Source organism: Paenibacillus terrae (genome assembly GCF_000943545.1).
Lineage (GTDB): Bacteria > Bacillota > Bacilli > Paenibacillales > Paenibacillaceae > Paenibacillus > Paenibacillus terrae_A.
This window is the reverse complement of sequence record NZ_JTHP01000081.1, coordinates 1-17929: the sequence shown is the minus strand read 5'-3', so window position 1 is coordinate 17929 and position 17929 is coordinate 1. Positions and strand designations below refer to the sequence as shown.

17 protein-coding genes and 1 pseudogene are annotated in these 17929 nt (G+C 46.1%); 9 read left to right on the top strand and 9 right to left on the bottom strand.

What is annotated here, in order from left to right:
- Positions 1 to 180 precede the first annotated feature (180 nt).
- Both QD47_RS25945 and QD47_RS25940 read right to left on the bottom strand, forming a co-directional pair.
- Positions 181 to 1416 (bottom strand): ISL3 family transposase, encoded by a 1236-nt coding sequence (locus QD47_RS25945; protein WP_044648824.1) that lies wholly within the window; start codon positions 1414 to 1416, stop codon positions 181 to 183.
- Positions 1417 to 1445: 29 nt separating this feature from the next.
- On the bottom strand, positions 1446 to 1928 hold the full coding sequence (locus QD47_RS25940) for a MerR family transcriptional regulator (RefSeq protein ID WP_044648823.1): 483 nt from the start codon (positions 1926 to 1928) through the stop codon (positions 1446 to 1448).
- Between the two features lie 185 nt (positions 1929 to 2113).
- Between QD47_RS25940 and QD47_RS25935 the strand changes: the two are divergent.
- Positions 2114 to 2710, top strand: a pseudogene (locus QD47_RS25935) (PTS sugar transporter subunit IIA); the annotation flags it as partial.
- Positions 2711 to 2797: 87 nt separating this feature from the next.
- Here QD47_RS25935 and QD47_RS25930 read toward each other — a convergent pair.
- Positions 2798 to 3697 carry a DMT family transporter gene (locus QD47_RS25930; protein ID WP_044648821.1) on the bottom strand — a complete coding sequence of 300 codons (900 nt, stop codon included), beginning with the start codon at positions 3695 to 3697 and terminating at the stop codon, positions 2798 to 2800.
- 109 nt (positions 3698 to 3806) lie between these two features.
- Here QD47_RS25930 and pdxR point away from each other — a divergent pair, with 109 nt between their 5' ends.
- On the top strand, positions 3807 to 5180 hold the full coding sequence (gene pdxR / locus QD47_RS25925) for a MocR-like pyridoxine biosynthesis transcription factor PdxR (protein ID WP_044648820.1): 1374 nt from the start codon (positions 3807 to 3809) through the stop codon (positions 5178 to 5180).
- Between the two features lie 106 nt (positions 5181 to 5286).
- Here pdxR and QD47_RS25920 read toward each other — a convergent pair whose 3' ends face one another.
- Positions 5287 to 6201, bottom strand: a complete 915-nt coding sequence (locus tag QD47_RS25920) for a phosphatidate cytidylyltransferase (RefSeq protein ID WP_044648819.1) — start codon at positions 6199 to 6201, stop codon at positions 5287 to 5289.
- Positions 6202 to 6298: 97 nt separating this feature from the next.
- Between QD47_RS25920 and QD47_RS25915 the strand changes: the two genes are divergently transcribed.
- Entirely contained in the window at positions 6299 to 6841 is a 543-nt protein-coding gene (locus QD47_RS25915) for a hypothetical protein (RefSeq protein WP_044648818.1), read from the top strand.
- A gap of 106 nt (positions 6842 to 6947) precedes the next feature.
- On the opposite strand, the gene QD47_RS25910 is transcribed toward QD47_RS25915, so the two are convergent.
- Positions 6948 to 7850: a diacylglycerol/lipid kinase family protein gene (locus QD47_RS25910; RefSeq protein WP_044648817.1), complete on the bottom strand. Its 903-nt coding sequence runs from the start codon at positions 7848 to 7850 to the stop codon at positions 6948 to 6950.
- Positions 7851 to 7989: 139 nt separating this feature from the next.
- Between QD47_RS25910 and QD47_RS25905 the strand changes: the two genes are divergently transcribed.
- Positions 7990 to 8856: an SDR family oxidoreductase gene (locus tag QD47_RS25905; protein WP_044648816.1), complete on the top strand. Its 867-nt coding sequence runs from the start codon at positions 7990 to 7992 to the stop codon at positions 8854 to 8856.
- 257 nt (positions 8857 to 9113) lie between these two features.
- Positions 9114 to 9455: a zinc ribbon domain-containing protein YjdM gene (locus QD47_RS25900; RefSeq protein WP_044648825.1), complete on the top strand. Its 342-nt coding sequence runs from the start codon at positions 9114 to 9116 to the stop codon at positions 9453 to 9455.
- Between the two features lie 257 nt (positions 9456 to 9712).
- On the opposite strand, the gene QD47_RS25895 is transcribed toward QD47_RS25900, so the two are convergent.
- On the bottom strand, positions 9713 to 10468 hold the full coding sequence (locus QD47_RS25895) for an AIM24 family protein (RefSeq protein WP_044648815.1): 756 nt from the start codon (positions 10466 to 10468) through the stop codon (positions 9713 to 9715).
- A gap of 248 nt (positions 10469 to 10716) precedes the next feature.
- Between QD47_RS25895 and QD47_RS25890 the strand changes: the two genes are divergently transcribed.
- Positions 10717 to 11769, top strand: coding sequence for an LLM class flavin-dependent oxidoreductase (locus QD47_RS25890; RefSeq protein ID WP_044648814.1), 1053 nt, complete (start codon positions 10717 to 10719; stop codon positions 11767 to 11769).
- 132 nt (positions 11770 to 11901) lie between these two features.
- Here the strand turns inward: QD47_RS25890 and QD47_RS25885 are convergent, their stop codons facing one another.
- Positions 11902 to 13410 (bottom strand): aminotransferase class V-fold PLP-dependent enzyme, encoded by a 1509-nt coding sequence (locus QD47_RS25885; protein ID WP_044648813.1) that lies wholly within the window; start codon positions 13408 to 13410, stop codon positions 11902 to 11904.
- A 137-nt stretch (positions 13411 to 13547) separates the two neighbouring features.
- Positions 13548 to 14024: a DsrE/DsrF/DrsH-like family protein gene (locus QD47_RS25880; RefSeq protein ID WP_025686194.1), complete on the bottom strand. Its 477-nt coding sequence runs from the start codon at positions 14022 to 14024 to the stop codon at positions 13548 to 13550.
- Positions 14025 to 14288: 264 nt separating this feature from the next.
- On the opposite strand from QD47_RS25880, the gene QD47_RS25875 reads away from it, so the two are divergent.
- Positions 14289 to 14648 carry a winged helix-turn-helix transcriptional regulator gene (locus tag QD47_RS25875; protein WP_044648812.1) on the top strand — a complete coding sequence of 120 codons (360 nt, stop codon included), beginning with the start codon at positions 14289 to 14291 and terminating at the stop codon, positions 14646 to 14648.
- Between the two features lie 83 nt (positions 14649 to 14731).
- Here the strand turns inward: QD47_RS25875 and QD47_RS25870 are convergent, their stop codons facing one another.
- Entirely contained in the window at positions 14732 to 15295 is a 564-nt protein-coding gene (locus QD47_RS25870) for an NAD(P)H-dependent oxidoreductase (protein ID WP_044648811.1), read from the bottom strand.
- Positions 15296 to 15556: 261 nt separating this feature from the next.
- Here QD47_RS25870 and QD47_RS25865 point away from each other — a divergent pair, with 261 nt between their 5' ends.
- Together QD47_RS25865 and QD47_RS25860 are read left to right on the top strand one after the other, a co-directional pair.
- On the top strand, positions 15557 to 16516 hold the full coding sequence (locus tag QD47_RS25865; RefSeq protein WP_044648810.1) for a radical SAM protein: 960 nt from the start codon (positions 15557 to 15559) through the stop codon (positions 16514 to 16516).
- A 239-nt stretch (positions 16517 to 16755) separates the two neighbouring features.
- Positions 16756 to 17730, top strand: coding sequence for an aldo/keto reductase family protein (locus tag QD47_RS25860; RefSeq protein WP_044648809.1), 975 nt, complete (start codon positions 16756 to 16758; stop codon positions 17728 to 17730).
- Positions 17731 to 17929: the final 199 nt, after the last annotated feature.

The window sequence follows — 17929 nt, the reverse complement described above, 5'->3', positions numbered from 1 at the left end:
ATTTGGATTATAGGGAATTAAGGGGGCTCCATCAATCTCCCACTGAAAATGAAAATAACCCCTTAAAAAAGGGGGCTCTTCGCCGCTAGCGATAATTCATGCTAAAAACGTTACTTTGGGTTTCCAACAAAACTATGAAAACCGGGTTAAAAGGGGAGGGGTAAGGCCCCTTCGAAGCTACTATTTAAGCGTAAAACTCAGCTTTCCTGCAAGGAGATAAACGAGTGCAATTATGTTTTTATCCGAACGGTAGCCACGTGCTTTCCTCTTCGCAGCTTGAAATAAGCTGTTCGTACCCTCCAGTAATCCATTCGTTAGTTTGGAGGTGAACCAGCGGACGACGCCGTTGAAATGTCTCTGCAGCATTTTGGCAACTTGAACCATGGGTTCCAGGCGACAACGTAGTCCCCATTCAATCCAGTCTTGCAGTACCGCGGGAGCAATGGACGGTGGGTACTGGTAGATCTTTTGCAGACACCAACGCATTCGGTAGGCTTTGGCTGTATCCAGTTCACAGTCTTTCAGTTTGTCTAACTTCTCTTTTTGAGCAGGCGTCAGATTTTGTTCATTCTTCAGCCAGATGTACCGCGTGTTCTTTAAGGTCTCACAGTTCTTTTGTTCTCTTCGACGGACCTCATCTACCGCTTCGTTTACGGCTTGAATCACGTGAAACTTATCGAAGGTAATCGCCGCCTCCGGGAAATGGGTAGCGGCCCCCTTCATAAAAGCAGGCGACATGTCCATGCATAATTCCGTTATATTCGTCGCTTTTCCCCCTTGTGACTCCAGGCGTTCTTTACAAAGATCCCACGTACTCGAGTCTCGTCCAACGGCTACACAAATGACATTCTTCTGCTCGGGATCCATGAAGATCGTAATGTAGTTGTGACCCCGTTTCGCTGACGTTTCATCGGTGCTGATTTGGGTCACATACGACAGATCCTGCGATGCGATGGCATGATCCACATAATAATGCAGGATGCGCCACAGTCGCGTATCGTGTTCATTCACCAGACGAGAGATCGCATTCATCGGCATATCCTTGGCCAGTTTCATAATGAGCGCATCAAAATGGAGCGTGAAATAATGCTTGGGTTTATCTAAGGCCCAAGGAACATGTACGCGCATCGTGCGATGACAGTGTCCACAATGAGTCTTCGGAAGTTCGGCATGAAGATAACAAGGATATTCAAAAAAGTTCAAATGACGCCAAGTGCGATCTTTGGCAGCAATGCCAAGAACCGGTTGCCCTTCAGCTCCGCAATGAGAACAAGCGAACAGCGCACGTTTTCTTGATCTCACATAAATATCTAACTGCTTCAACTCCAAGTCAAAATCGGATCGTTCAATATGCCATGGCTCCGGAATATGAAGAAGCTTCTCAAGTATTTCATTAGGTACATTAGCGGTAAACATATGAAAACACCCTCTCGTCTACTGGTCTCTTAATTTCCAGTATTGACAAGTGAATTAATTATTAACAGCGAGGAAGCAAAAAGGGGATTGGTGCTGGGTGTTGTAGGGTTACAATTAGTATCGCCAAGATTGGGATTTGCAGAGATGTCACGATAATGGTTGAGCTTATATTCAATAATTTTTTGGGTTTCCATAAGTCTGGAAATTTCTTGTTGAATCTTCTGATTATGTTTTTCAAGTAAGGAGTGTCTGACAGGGATGGTACTGTTGCCTTGCATCGAAAGTTCTCGATAATGCTTCATTTCCTCTATGGTCATCCCGGTGGCTTTTAATCGGGTTAAAAAGATAATCCCCTGAATCTGGTCCCTACTATAGAACCTGTGTCCATTGGCCTTTCGTTCTGCATAAGGCAGCAAGCCAATTCGCTCATAATAACGTATGGTATCCTCTGTTAAACCTGTTAGTTCTGCAGCTTGACTAATAGAGGTTATGGTCTCCGGAATTTCCTGCAAAGTATCTCACTCCCTAGTTGTAACGATCACCAAGGTATTTCTCCGTTTGCGTCGAAAAACCTTCCTGTCGGCCCCTCTTCATCTAATGTGGCTAGGCGAACAACGACAGCAGCAGCTTGTTGTACCGAACCCGGTCCTGTAAAGCCATTTAAGTCAGTGGCGGTAAAGCCAGGGTCTGCCGAATTGTTACTGGGGAAGCGATGCCTGGACATTCTACCGCAGGAGCTGGACAATCTGCGATTACTACAACGGCCGCTGCGGAGTCATCTGCTTCAACAACCGTTACAAATAACGGGCCAGCCGTGTCTCCGCAAGCTGTTCACATTGAGAAACTGACGAATATTGTAACGATGGATCTGATTAATTTGGATCTAGAAGGAACGACACGAGATGCTGTGATTGATGAAATGATCGGAGCACTTGAGAGAACTGGAGCCGTAAGCTCTGCCAGTGATTTCAAACAGGCAATATTAGCCAGAGAGAAAGAAGGCTCCACAGGTATTGGAATGAATATTGCCATTCCTCATGGCAAATCGGAAGCTGTCCTGAAGCCAAGCGTGGTCTTCGGCATCAAGCAGGGCGGTGTTGACTGGAATAGTGCAGACGGAAGTGAAGCAAAACTGATCTTCATGATTGCCGTACCGCGCAACAGCAAGGAAAATGCGCATCTGAAAGTGCTGCAAATGTTATCGCGTAAGCTGATGGACGATCATTTCCGAGAGGCGCTTCTGGCAGCTACAACGAAGGAAGAAGTATATCAATTGCTGGATCAGGTGCATTAATTCAATGCGCTAAGAACTTGAATCAAAGAAGAGAGACTCCCGAAGTTTCAGTCGGGAGCCTCTTTTTTGAGAAGGTCTTTGCGTGAGTCAGCGGCGTTCACCGCGTGACATGAGCATGATGCCCAGAAATACAAAGCCTGCACCAGCTAGATGAGCAAATGAGAAGGATTCACGGAGGATGATATAGGACAGCAGCAGTGTACTGACGGGAATACAACCCGTGTATACAGCTGCTGTACTAGCCGGTACTCTTGACACGCCCCGAAACCATAATACGTAGGCTAATGCTGTGACAAAGATACCATAATATAAGACTAGCCCAATCTCCCCTGCACCAACGTGGTTAAAGTTGAACTGTTGGGCCTCCCCAAAGGAACAAGCCAGAAACATGAAGAATGAAAAGAGTGTTATATACATGGTTCCAAGCAGGGAAGAGACCTGGCTGGATAGCATCTTGCGTAACACTGTCAGTGCCGCTTCTCCAAACACAGCAGACAGAACAAGCAGCAGGCCAATGAACGAGGTTGCGTTGGGAGCATTGGACCAGAGCGCCGATATGTGAGGTACTTGCAGTGCCAAAACACCGAGCAGTGAACAGGCGATCCCGAGACCGGGGCGTAGCGTAATCTTTTCTCTCAGCAGTACATACGAAAGAAGTGCAACGATAGCTGGGGTCAAGCTTGTTAAAATTCCACTTTCGGAAGCAGAGGCGTAGGCCAGCCCGTACAGCATTAGGACGCGGAAGAGAAACATGCCGATCAGAGCCTGAATGAACAGGATTAATGCATCCCGTTTGCTGATCCTTAGTGAATATTTCTTGATGAATACAATGGGTACCAAGAACAGAAGGGCAACGACCAGACTGGCAGATTGCGATAAAAAAACAGGCAGCCGCATCACGACCAGTTTACCGACTACCACAGAACTGCCGACAATGGAGGTTGCGATCACTAATTCCATGTAAGTCGAAAAGGTTGGTTTGTTCATTTCATCTCACCTCTTGTACAGATATTGATATATACTGTAGCAATAGAAACTGGGCACTTGTAGATCCAGTTGAAGAGGTTTTTGACAGTACCGCTTGAGGGGGCAGCCTATGTGGGTATCTATCGATAAGAATGTGACAGTTCCGATGCTGCGTCAGGTGTATCAAGCGATACGGGACCGTATTTTAGCCGGAGAACTGCAAGCAGGATATAAACTTCCTTCGACCCGGGTGCTGGCCTTACAGTTGAACGTTTCCCGGAATGTTATTCTCGAAGCTTATGAAATGCTGCTAGCCGAAGGCTTAGCCATTGCGCGCCCGGGTTCAGGTACCTATGTAGCCGAGGGGGCCGTTCTTCCAGGTTATGTATCCGCACCGCCTATCGAGGCGTCTGCGTCTGCAATGAATACTCCATATTCAAATGAGGTGTCGGTAATTTCCTTCCGGACAGGCCTCCCCGCATTGGAATTGTTCCCGCGCAAATCATGGGCCGACTTGCTTCAGAGCGTATGCAAAGAGGCTCCTGATCTGGCACTGGGTTATGGTGACCCTGCTGGAGAGCCTGAGTTACGAAGGGAGCTGGCCGACTATTTGGTTCACACCAGGGGAGTGAAAGCCAGACCGGAACATATTGTAATCACTAGCGGAGCAGTACAAGCGATTCAGCTTGTCACCCGTCTGTTGCTGTCAGCTGGGGACGAAGCTCTGGTAGAGGAACCGACAAATGAAGATTTAAAAAGCATTCTGTCGGCTACAGGGGCCACACTGCGGAGCATGCCTGTTGATGATTCGGGAGTTATAACAGCCGATCTGCCGCAAAAGAGACACCCCAAGCTGGCATATCTTACACCCTCGCACCAGTTCCCGCTGGGAGGTATCTTGCCGATCCAAAGGCGGATCGAGCTTATCCAGTATGCAGCCCGGACAGGATGCCTTCTGCTCGAAGATGATTATGACAGTGAGTTCCGGTATGATGGGGCGCCCGTCCACTCCTTGCAGAGTCTGGACCCAGAACGGGTGCTATATGTCGGGACGTTTAGCAAAATTTTGTTCCCCGCACTGCGGATCGGCTATATTGTTCTTCCCCCATCACGAGTCGCTGATTTTATCCGTTTAAAGCAACTGGCGGATTACCAGACGGCGAGCCTGGAGCAAATTGTGTTGAGTCGATATATCAGGAAGCGACTCCTTCATAAGCATGTACATAAGATGAAAAAAGTGTACGCCAAGCGTTGTCAGGTCCTGCTTGATAGCCTGGAGCAGCATTTTACAGGGCAATACCGGGTATGTGGCCGATCGGCTGGTTTACATTTGGTAGCAGAGTTTCAGTTCCCACTCCGAGAGAATTTGCTGGAATGTCTCCGTAGTGAAAATGTATTTGCGGCACAGCTAGAAGGGAACCGACTGCTAATGGGCTACGGGCATCTAAAGGAAAACGAAATTCGTGAAGGGATTAGCAGGATTAGGAATGCCCTGCAACGGTAGTACACGCAAAAGCAGCCTATCCTTAGGTGAGGATAGGCTGCTTTTTCATAGCAAGATACCGTGTTCCATGATCATCTATTCATACGAGGTTTGAGCCATGTAATCGCTACATAAAGCCAAAAAAATAACGAATCACGTGAAAAAAGACGGGCGAGGTGTAGGTCAGGCTATCGACCCGGCTTAAGTAGCTTTTTTTCAAAGCATCGAACTTATCGTCATCGCCGATTAATAAATCTCGCTTCAGCACGGAAATCGTTAAGCTGCCGAAGAAGCCGCTCAAGCTGATCAGCATACCGAAAATGAGCCCGAATTTCAGATCAAATGGCGTCAGGTAGGGATAGATCAGATAGGAAGCCCCTATCGTCACGATAAACGCAAATGCAAAGCCTTCCCAAGTTAAATGTGGGTTGGAGGTTGGAACAACTTTCCGCTTACCGAAATAGAGAGATGCCAGATAGTGTGCAACATCATTGAGTTGCGTCAACACCACTAGAAAAAGTACGAGTTTCGCCCCGTATTGCGGTGTAGCAAATTGAAAGTAGGCCAAGTGACTAAGCCCGAAAACCATCAGCATAAGCCCCCACTGGGTTGAGCTGACACTGCGCAGAAAACCGACCGTTCCTTTGTTAATCAATCGCGGGAGCGGCAGGAGCAAGAATACATAAATAGGGATAAAGACAATAAACATCCCGTACCACCCGATATAAATCCAATAAAACTGCACAGGAATCGCCAAGTACGCCCACAAAAAAAGTCTGCGATCGGCTTTTCTGGATTTGATCATGGAGAAATATTCTTTCAGCGCAAAGAAAGTGAGTGCCATCAGGGAAAGCAGTGAAACAATCGGATTAAAAAGAGTTGCCAAGCAAAAGATAAAGAACATGCCCCACCAGGTTTTGATGCGAAGTCCGATGGCTGCATAGTCTTTGTTGGGCTGTGTTTTGACGATCACAACATAAATCAATTGGATAGCCAATAAGGCTGTGAAAATAAGGATTAACGTTAATAGCGAGCTGTCCATTGCCAATCACCAACTTATCGCGAGGTAGGAGTCCATTATAGGATTCCTATGTTATTATGAAGGAATAATCCAAACTTGATAAGGAGAAATTTTGTAAATGGTAGCTGATCAATCTGTCTTTATCTTGCTTACGAATACAGGAACATTTCTTACGAGAGTCATTAAAAGCTATACGAGAGCGCCATACAATCACGCCTCTATTTCCTTCAACCGAGAACTTTCGGAGTTATACAGCTTCGGGAGAAAGACCCCCAATAACCCGCTGGATGGTGGTTTCGTGAAAGAGGATATTAAGACAGGTACATATAGCAGATTTCCGAATACAACATGTGTCATCTACGAGCTTCAAGTAACCGACCGCGAAGTCGAAAAAATGAAACGGGTCCTACACGTCTTCATCCGAAGTCGTCAAAAATATATGTATAACTTACTGGGTTTGATTGGTATTGCACTCAAAGAACCCGTCGAGTTCAGCAATTCCTATTTTTGTTCGCAGTTCGTCGCGGAAATTTTACAGCGATCCGGCATAAAAATATGGAACAAGTTGCCCGCTCTTATTACGCCGGACGATTTTCGGCAAAGCGACCGACTGCATTTGATTTATGAAGGAAAATTGAGCGAATACGAGCCTCAATCCTGAGCGGGAGCGCCCCTTTTATTCAAACGCCCCGCGTACCTCTTTAACAATTCGCTTTAATGCATCAATCTGCCTAACATTTAATTCACTGACAGCAGCCGTGTAGTCATCAATTGCCTTCGACCTCCTCTTCCGGCACAATCACCTCAATATGACGTGGTAAAATCCGAAGCTCAATGGGTAAAGACGGCCCTGCCTCCCCATCTACATTCGTACTGACCGATTCTGCGGAGCTGACACTTACATGCTTTGCGGTAAAGTAAACTACATCCTTATGATCTTTCAGGCTGCCGAACAATAAGGATAGGCTGGCCGTCACAGTATTCAATATATTGAGGTTTTTGAAAATAAGGCAGTGAAGTAGACCATCGTCAACAGCAGCATCGGGCGCCAGTTTTTCGAATCCGCCGACCGAGTTGGTTAAAGCAGCGAGAAAGAGAGGGGATTCCCCTACCCAGGTCTGTTCATCATAACGTATGACGAGAGGGTGGGCAGCATTGCCGATGAGTTCTTTAATGCCTTCTTTTAAGTAGGCAAACGTGCCAAACATGGACTTATCGTCGGACGATACGGAAGACAGCGATTCAGCGAGTGAGCCTGCGGCAACAATGTTGGCAAACAATTGGTCGTTTAATCGGCCCATATCTACTGTTTTTACGCTGGAAGAAGTGAGTGTACGGATCGCCTGCTCGGGGTTCAGCGGAATTTGTAAGGCACGGGCAAAATCATTGACCGTCCCAAGGGGGACAACACCCAGCTTAGGGCGGTGGTCTTGATCCATAAGGCCGTTGATCGTTTCGTGAAGTGTGCCATCCCCGCCGATGGACACGACCAGGTTATAGCCTTCCTCGCACGCCGTGGTGCAAAACCGCGTAGCGTCCAGTTCTTTTGCCGTCTCCTTGATCGTAACGTCGTATCCTTTGTCACGTAGAATGTCTTCTACGTTTCTGACATGTTCGACTGCTTCCTCTTTTCCAGAAGATGGATTTACAATAATCATGGCTTGCTTCATACACATGTTCCTCTCTATAGGAGAAAGTTTGGATTACTAACCCTTACCCGAAAAGCAGAACTTTTGACTCCAAATTAGACAAGCGTCATATTTATAGTTACTATAGAAAGGTAAATAAAATCTGAATGGAGGATTTCATATGAAAATCGCATTAACAGGAGCAACCGGGCAATTGGGTTCCATCGTGGTAGAGGCGTTGCTTGCATCCGTATCGGCAGAAGACCTTATTGTTAGCGTGAGAAATCCGGAAAAAGCAGAAAACTTGCGTGCCCGTGGCGTTGACGTTCGTCATGGCGACTTTGATAAACCGGAGACGCTGGACCAAGCGTTTACTGGTGTAGACCGACTGCTGATTATATCCGCAGAAGGCGATAATGATACGAGAATCCGCCAGCATAAGGCTGCTGTGGATGCTGCTGTACGTGCGGGAGTAGGCTTCATCGCTTATACCAGCGCTGCCAATGCGGCCGACAGCACTTTGTTCCTTGCACCTGTACATCGTATAACGGAAGAGTTCATTCGCGAATCGGGCATCCCTTACTCTTTCCTGCGCAATAACTGGTATCTTGAAAATGAAGCAGGCACGATTCAATCCGTGCTGGCCGGGGCTCCTTGGCTGACCTCAGCAGGTTCCGGTAAAGTAGGTTGGGCTGCCCGTGCAGATTATGCGCAAGCGGCGGCAAACGTATTATCCGGCGAAGGGCATGAAAACACAATATATGAGCTTTCCGGCAAGCCGATTACCCAAGAAGAGTTTGCGGCGATTCTTGCTGAGGTGCTGGGCAAGGATGTGCCTGTACAACAGGTAGACGATGCTGCGTATGCCGACATTATGCTCGGTGCGGGAGTACCAGAAGCCGCAATCCCTATTGTGGTCGGTATTCAACAAGCGATTCGCGAAGGAGCTTTGGATGTCGTAAGCAACGATTTCGAGAAGCTTCTGAAACGCCCGCTTACGCCGCTTAGCCAAGGAATTCGTGAGCTGGTTGAGCAAACAAAGGCATAAACGTGCCGTAGAGTACATTTTCAATATATGGTTCTGCTCATGATGAAGGATGCTACCTAACGAGGTGGGCATCCTTTTTCAATCATCATAATCATTTCAAAAGGAAAGGAAAATCCTAAACTAATTTCCTCTATTAGTGGAATCGTTGCTGATTATCCAATATACTTGTAAGGAACTCCAAGGAGGGCTTGGAGCAAGGTTTGTTTCATAGGACGATCACAGGTGTAGAATTGATAATGAATGGAGTACATACAAATATGTCTAATTTGCCAAATTGCCCGGAATGTAATTCAGAATACACGTACGAGGATCGGAGTCTTTTCATTTGCCCGGAATGCGCTCATGAGTGGTCTTCCGATTCAGAAGCAGCAAATAACGAAGATGTAAAAGTCATCAAAGATGCCAATGGTAACGTTCTGCAGGACGGTGATTCTGTAACCGTCATTAAAGACCTTAAAGTCAAAGGAAGCTCATCCGTCCTGAAAATCGGCACAAAAGTAAAGAATATCCGTCTGGTGGAAGGCGATCATGATATTGATTGCAAAATTGATGGCTTCGGAGCGATGAAATTAAAATCGGAGTTTGTGAAAAAGAACTAAAAGCTATGTTAATGTAACCCAACGAGTTTGGAGTTTGTACTGGAAAAACCCTTTGATATAAGAGGGGTTTTTCTTTATATTCGGACAGCTTCAGGAGGTAGAATCATAGTCATAGATGGACCAACAGCAACAGCCCTGAAACTTGAATTGGAAAAAGAAATATGCTGTTTATCTCAACGTATTGCAGAGACACTTTTCAGTTCAATGAGGATTTAGAAAAGGAGAAGCTAGGCGCTTCTCCTTGGATTATACATCGTTTACAGCGGTGCCAGCCAAACGGTTCCGGTTCCCCTGTACACATTGACCAGCCCTTCGCCGGAAGCAGCCGAGCCCATTTTGGTTTTCCCGGATTTCTCGACGGTAAACTGTAAGGTATTGGACCACATGAGGGCAAAGTTGCCGTCCACTTTTAGCACATCATTTTGCAATTCTATAACGACCGCTTCCTCGGAAGGGATAGGCGCTTGCAGGGCAAGAACTCCTTTTCCCCGAGCGCTTAAATTAAATAATCCTTCTCCACCCAGAGCGGCCGAAGAAAGGTTGCTACGGGCAACAACGGATATGTCCAGCGTAGTTTCACAAGCTAAAAATAAGCCGTCTTCGATAGCAATGTGATCATTATCGACATCAATGAGCCAAATGTAACTATAAGTAGGTTCCAGCATAATCGTACCTGTGCCTTTATAGAGAGGTTTGATGGCACTTGTTCCCGTTACAGCACCGGACACCAAATTTCGCATTAAGCCCCCTACGCCTTTTACGCCGGTAGTCATCTCCATACTGCCCACCGTATATTGCATGGCGCCCGCCTTCATCATAATTTCACTATTGTTGATTTCGATCATGAGCTGCTTGCGGCGCATGTTACTTTTGCTCATATAGTAATTGGCTTCCGCAGCCGCAACCGAGGTGCAGCTTAAATCCGAGATGTATTCCAATACGGTAAATCCACCTAATTGGTCTGCGATGGCGACATTGCTGTTATCCTTTAGGTTATTGATGACAAAAGCCATGGATGTATGAGCCCCCTTGTTGTATTCACGCTGTGAGGATTGAAATCTCTTTTATTCCATAAAATATTCGACAGAAAGATATCGTTTCCTGCGGAAAATCCTCAGGTTCTCTTAAGCCGGTTTCATATTTAGAAAGTAGAGCTTGAAAAAGTTATAAAAAAAGTTCAAAATAAAGATATCGGTTTTTAAAATGGTTTGCTTACAAAGCAGCCGATGGGAACGAGACATTGAAGTAGGGGGTAGGGCAAGTGGAGATAGGTATCAGCACATTTGTAGAAACAACGCCGGATACACAAACGGGTGAGGTCATCAGTCATGCGCAACGAATACGTGAAGTTGTCGAGGAGATTGTGCTTGCAGATCGGGTAGGGCTGGATGTATATGGCGTGGGAGAGCATCATCGTAAAGATTATGCGGCATCTGCTCCTGCGGTAATATTAGGTGCTGCTGCTTCGCAGACCCAGCGGATTCGGCTGACCAGCGCGGTTACGGTGCTTTCCTCGGATGATCCGGTACGTGTATTTCAGGATTTTGCTACGCTGGACAGCATCTCGAATGGACGAGCTGAAATCATGGCAGGCCGGGGTTCTTTTATCGAATCCTTCCCGCTGTTTGGCTATGATTTAGATAACTATGACGAACTGTTTGATGAAAAACTCGAACTGTTGTTGAAAATACGGGATTCGGAAAAAGTCACCTGGAAAGGTGGACATCGGCCTGCGATCAATAATCTGGGCGTGTATCCACGTCCGGTTCAGGACCCGTTGCCCGTATGGATTGGTAGCGGAGGCAATCAGGAATCCGTGGTTCGCGCGGGCTTGCTCGGATTGCCGTTGGTGCTGGCGATTATTGGCGGTAGTCCTGTGCAATTTGCACCATTGGTGGAGCTGTATAAAAAAGCGGCTGCGCACGCAGGGCACGACGCATCATTACTTCCGGTTGCATCCCACTCCCATGGTTTTATCGCAGAAAATACCGAGCTTGCAGCCGACAAGTTTTTCCCTTCCACCCAGCAGAGTATGAATGTGCTTGGGCGGGAGCGTGGATGGGGACCTTACACTCGTTCCAGCTTTGATGCCGCGCGTAGCTTTGAAGGGGCGCTGTATGTAGGCGATCCCGATATGGTTGCCCAGAAAATCATTCACCTGCGCAAGCAGGTAGGCATTACACGCTTTCTGTTGCACGTACCTGTAGGCACGATGCCGCACGAGGATGTCATGAGAGCCATTGAGCTATTGGGAACAGAGGTAGCCCCACGGGTTCGCGAGGAAATATCCAAGTGGGAAGCTGAGAGTAAATAAACGTTTTTCTTCTAAGTGGATGGATAAATAAGAAAGGAGCTGGCCTTTGGTACAAGGTGGCTCCTTTCTTATTTGAGAGTTATCGAGTATTCAACAAAGGGCACTTAAGAGAAGGGAGTGGACGAAGGTTTCTTAATCGCTAAAATTGAACCATTTGCTAACATCTATTTTTTTATGTTCACGAATAGAACGCCACTCGTTGGAGTCGGGCTGATACGTATAATCCTTTTGCCACACTATAATATTTTCTACAACCGCTCGTATGGAAGAGGTCAGATAGGAGACTTCCTGATTCGTCATTATGGGATGGAGGGATAGGCGCACCCAGCCGGGTTTTCTCGATAGGTCTCCCGCATGGATGAGGTCTGACATCTCATTAGAGGTTTGTTGGTCGATACCCAGCAAATAGTGTCCATACGTTCCTGCACAGGAGCAACCGCCGCGGACCTGGATTCCGAACCGATCATTCAGTAATTTTACGATCAGATTGTAGTGGATGTGGTCGACAACGAAAGAAACGATTCCGAGTCGTTCTTGGCTTCTTCCACCTAAAACGTGCAAGTGTGGTATTACTTCCAACCCTTTTAACAATAATGACGTTAACTCCTTTTCGCGCTCCAAAATGCGGCTTTGGCCCATCTGTTCTTTCAGTTGAATGCAGAGCGCCGTTCGAATGGCCTGTAGAAAAGCAGGAGTCCCCCCATCCTCGCGTGCTTCGATATTGTCTTTATATTCGTACCCACCCCAAGGATTGGTCCAGCTTACCGTACCGCCTCCAGGCTGATCCGGGGCATGGTTGAGGCTTAGTTTCGAATCCATAATGAGAACACCGCTTGTTCCGGGGCCACCGAGAAATTTGTGGGGAGAAAATACAATAGCATCCAATCTTTCAAGCGGCTCTGCGGGATGCATGTTGATCGCGGCATAAGGAGCGTTTGCGGAAAAATCAATGAAACAAACCCCGCCATGCTCATGCATTTTGCGGGACAGCTGATAAATCGGCGGTTCAAACCCCGTAACATTGGAACAGGCTGTAAAAGCGCCGATCTTGATAGGGCGATGACGGAATTGAAGCAGCATACGTTCCAGATTTGCTGGATCAACGGTACCACCGGGACTGGGAGGAATGCACACGACGTCTCCAATCGTTTCAGCCCAGGAGATATGATTCGAGTGATGCTCCATATGGGTGACAAAAATAACGGGACGTTCTTTTTCAGCGATAGGGTAGTGATGCTTTAATTTTTCATGTATTTTCAATCCCAGCATGCGTTGAAGCTTATTTATTGCCCCTGTCATACCAGACCCGGCAAACAGAATGATGTCTTGTTCGTTGGCATGAACGTGGTTCTTAATGATTCGCTTTGCCTCTTCGTAGGCTTGGGTCATCAGGGTACCTGTCAAATTAGACTCCGTATGGGTATTCGCTACAAAAGGGCCGAAATGGTTAGCTATTTTGGACTCAATAGGTCCATACAGACGGCCGCTGGCTGCCCAATCCGCATACACCAGCTTTTTTGGCCCGTATGGAGATTCAAAGGTTTGACGATATCCAATCGTACCTTCCCGATACCGTGCGAAATAAGCCTCGCCAGAAGGCTGGTACGCACTATTGTTGCTTCCGATCCGAGCCTTGAGCATACTGCGGCGCCTCCCACGTGGTTCTGTCGTTCTAGGGTACGTAGGAAGACCCGAATGGGTTAAGAAAAATAGGCGGATGTCATCATTTTGTCAAAATAAAAGCCTCATCCGAAAGCCGGACAAGGCGTGCGTACAGCTTATATGAACAGCTGCATATCGGATTCGAGCGCATCTTTGAGATACGTTTTGGCCTCGATAATTTCTAATTCAGGTATGAATTCTTCGGGTTTAAAACCCATAATGTCCACCGATAGCTTGCAGGCATAAAATTTGACGTTCTTTTTCCGTGCCCCCTTCAAGAAATGAATCAGCTTCGGGGCTTCGTTATCTTCGATCATTTCTGTCAGCATCAGCTTGCCCAGACCGCTAAAATTCATTTTGGACAACGGCAGCTCCTCAGGTCCTTTTGGGGTCATCCAGCCCATGATTTTTTCATAAATCGTCTTGTCCTCAAGCGTCATCTTATCAGGATCACGGACCAGAAATAGTCCCCAGAACGCAAAAAACATCGTCACGTCCACGTCCAATTCCCGAGCCGTATTCGCCAAAATCAGTCCAGCCATCGCCTTATCGTAATCCCCGCTGAACATGAGCAGGTTCATCTTTTTGTCCACTACCTTCCGCCTCCATTACCAACAGATATATTCAGTATGGATTTGGAAATGAGAAGTATGCTCAGTTCACATATCGCTCACAATTGGAGGGCAACTATTGTAAGAAGGAATGAATGTTAAATCGTTTTGCCAACTTATTAAAAGTATCTTTAACCAAGCAGTATAGCGAAAAGCCGATCTTACTTTACCTCCTTTCAGTAACACTGTAAAATAACACAGTATGCATATTTATGTCTTATACCCACCGAAAGGAGAGTGTAACTTATGAGTGAAAGCTGTGTTCCTACTGGTGTGATGCTAAAAGATACTGGGTTCGGATATACGTTGTCCTTAATAGGCGGTAAATATAAAATGATCATTTTGTATTGTCTATCTGAAAATAAGGTTATGCGGCATAATGAGCTGAAGCGAAGGATCGGTACCATTTCTTTTAAAACGCTAAGCATTATGTTGAAAGAACTGGAGGCAGATGGCCTGATCATACGCAAGGAATTTCCCCAAGTCCCTCCAAAAGTTGAATATTCATTATCTGAACGCGGTCTTTCTCTCATTCCATTGTTAAATATGATGTGCGAGTGGGGAGAGAATAACAGTTCGCCAGCTCTGGAGGCTATACAACAGTAGGCATATCTATTTAGTCTAATTCAAAAAGAAGTATCTCCTAAACAAGGAAATACTTCTTTTTTGTAGCTTTAATAAAGCTACTATTACAGGTTGTCCACAAAATTCAAATAATCTTTCGCGCTATTTTCCAAATGGGGTGTAACCAGCTCATTTTCTTTGCCAGGCTCATTTTCACCAGGTTCGCTTTCTATACCATAAAACGCAAAAAACGAACGATAATCCGCATTGCAGTATAGCAATGTAGTTTCAAAAGGAGATAATAAATGTTCAAGCGTATAGCGGTATCTTCCCTCTTCGCTGTAATCTTCTTTTTTGATTCCGGCAGATACAGCTAAGCCGACTTTACGATTCTTTAATTTATCCCCTCCATTTGAACCATATGCCCAACCATAAGCAAAAACATCGTCAAGCCACTTTTTAAGAAGTGGCGGACAATTAAACCAATAGACCGGGAACTGTAAAACAAGATTACGATGTGATTCAATTAATTGCTGTTCTTTTTCCACATTAATGTTTCCATCAGGGTAAATGTTATACAATTCGTGTACAGTATACTTTTCAGGATATTTTTTGAGTTCTTCTACCCATCGCTTATTAATCACGGATTTTTCTATGTTTGGGTGCGATACGATAATGAGAGTTTTCAAAGATTTGCCCTCCTTGAATATGATTTACTTCTAGAGTATAGAGTACGCACTGCAAATAAGTAAGTATGCACTTTTAGTACAGGTACTTACATAAAGGTTAGTGTAAATTCAGTTTTGTATATTTTTTAGCCTATAGATTTATAGAATACTATGATTTTTGCCGCCAACCGTTACCAATGTCATATCTCCAAGCCATCCTCATTCTGTATAATCTCAAGGGAATTCAAGACACAAGCCTGAGATCGGGAGGATCATAAGAAAGTGAGTATAGAGAACAAATATAAAGCGCTTGAACTGGAAAAGCCAGGTATCTACGAATTGGAGGGGCTGGAAGTTGGAGTCACCTCCAATTGTAATTTTAAATGCGATTATTGCTGCGCATACCAGCGTAATGATGGACAATGCATCAGCAGTAAAGAAGTGATACGCATCATTGATGAAATCCCCACCTTAAAGCGCGTGCGGTTGTCCGGGGGAGAGGTGACCTTGAAGTATCAGGACTGTCTGGACATTGTGGCTCACTGTTCGAGCAAGGGAATCGCTACCCAGCTCAACACTAATGCCAGCTTGCTCAGTCCTGAACGAATTGAGAGGTTGCGTGACGCGGGACTTTCCAACATCCATATCTCCTTCAACTTCACGGACCCCGAAAAATATGCGGCATATTATCATGTTCATCCGCGCATGTATGAGACAATCGCCCAGAATATTCGGTTATGTACCGAAGCCAAACTGGAAACGGTGCTGGAGACTTTGCTATTTGCCGAGACGCAGAACAACATGCCGGCAATCAGCGAGAAAGTATATGAACTCGGTGTACGAATTCATGAAATCCAAAATAGCATCGTGATGGATCATACCAACTGGAACGCTATCTCCACCAAGGAAGCACTTGTTCGTTCCGTTCATGACTTGATCGCACATAAAAAGGATGATACCGTGCTGTATTTCACCTGTATGGATCGTTTTGCAGAAGCGCTGGGCTTCAAGGAGCAGCCAGGTGTTTATTTTTCCAACTGCGTGGATGGTAAAAAGCAGCTTCATCTTCACGGGAATGGTGATATTCTGATCTGTGAACTGTGCCACCCCGTGGTCATCGGAAACATTTACAACGGAACCTCTCTAAAAGACATTTACATCCATAAACCCAAGGCACTAGAGGAGTTTCTCGACAAATTGCCTTGTCCTGCATACGATGCGCTTTTTCCGAATGGGATCTGAGAGAGGAAAGATGTAAATAACGGAGTGATTGCCCTTAAAAGCGGCTATTGCTAAATAGCAGGGATGTTACAGCATCCTTGCTATTTTTTTATTATATATTTGATCAAAATTCCATCAGCATTTACAATGCGGAAAAGTGAAATGAGGCAACTACCTGATTCCTATGGAATTCGTTTTCGTGAAAGGGTTTACATGCTAGAATATAAGAAGGCTATCCTCTTACGAAAGAAGGAACAGATATGAAATATAGAAATGTAGGCAACAGTGGTCTTAAAATCAGTGAAATCGGTTTGGGCAGTTGGTTGACGTACGGGACAGCCGCCGAGCAGGAAGCAGCTCATACCTGTATTGCCAAAGCCTTTGAACTCGGAATTAATTTCTTTGATACCGCCAATGCGTATAATCGGGGTGAGGGCGAAAAGGCTATGGGAGCCGCCCTTAAGCCTTATCGAAGAGAAAGCTATGTGTTATCTACGAAGGTTTACTTTCCTATGGATTCCGGTCCCAATGACAGGGGACTGTCCCGCAAGCACATTATGGAGCAATGCGAGGCTAGTCTTAAGCGTCTTGGCACGGATTATATCGACATTTACTTCTGCCATCGTTATGATCCGGACACCCCTTTGGAAGAGACGCTGCGGGCTCTGGATGACCTTCAGGCTCAAGGCAAGATCCTGTATGCTGCGGTAAGCGAATGGAGTGCTGCCCAGCTCACGGATGCTTATGGCATTGGAAAAAGGCTGAATCTGCGTCCGCTGATTGCCAACCAGCCGATCTATAATATGTTCGAGCGTTATATCGAACATGAGGTACTCCCCGTATCGGGGCAGGTAGGTATCGGCCAAATTGTATTTTCGCCTCTGGCCCAAGGTATCCTCACGGGTAAATACAAACCGGGACAACCTTTACCGACGGGCAGCCGCGGGGCTGATGCCTCCGTCAATCATGTCATCAGCAGTTACATGAACGATACCGTTCTAAACTGTGTCCAGGAGCTGGATAAGCTGGCGAAGGATTTGGGTGTCACCCTGTCACAGCTCGCGCTTGCCTGGATTCTGAGAGAACCGGGTATCAGCGCTGCACTCATTGGGGCCACTAAACCGACACAAATCGAAGAAAATGTGAAAGCAGTCGAGGTGACGCTTCAACCAGAGACATGCGCGGAAATTGAGCGGATTCTGAAGCAAGCAGAGGGGTTCGAGCCTTTGCGTTAAGCATTCACACGAGCCCCTGTAGAGGGGAACCATCAATAAAAAAATCTCGCTCTTCCTGTCCGTAACAGAGAAGGGCGAGATTTTTTAACTTGCTTCAAGCATCGCGTAAATACCCGAAATCACACTAAATACAATCCCGCTCACTACAATGAGGGTTTGTTTCTTACTAAGATCTATCGGATCGAAAAAGATGGGCAAC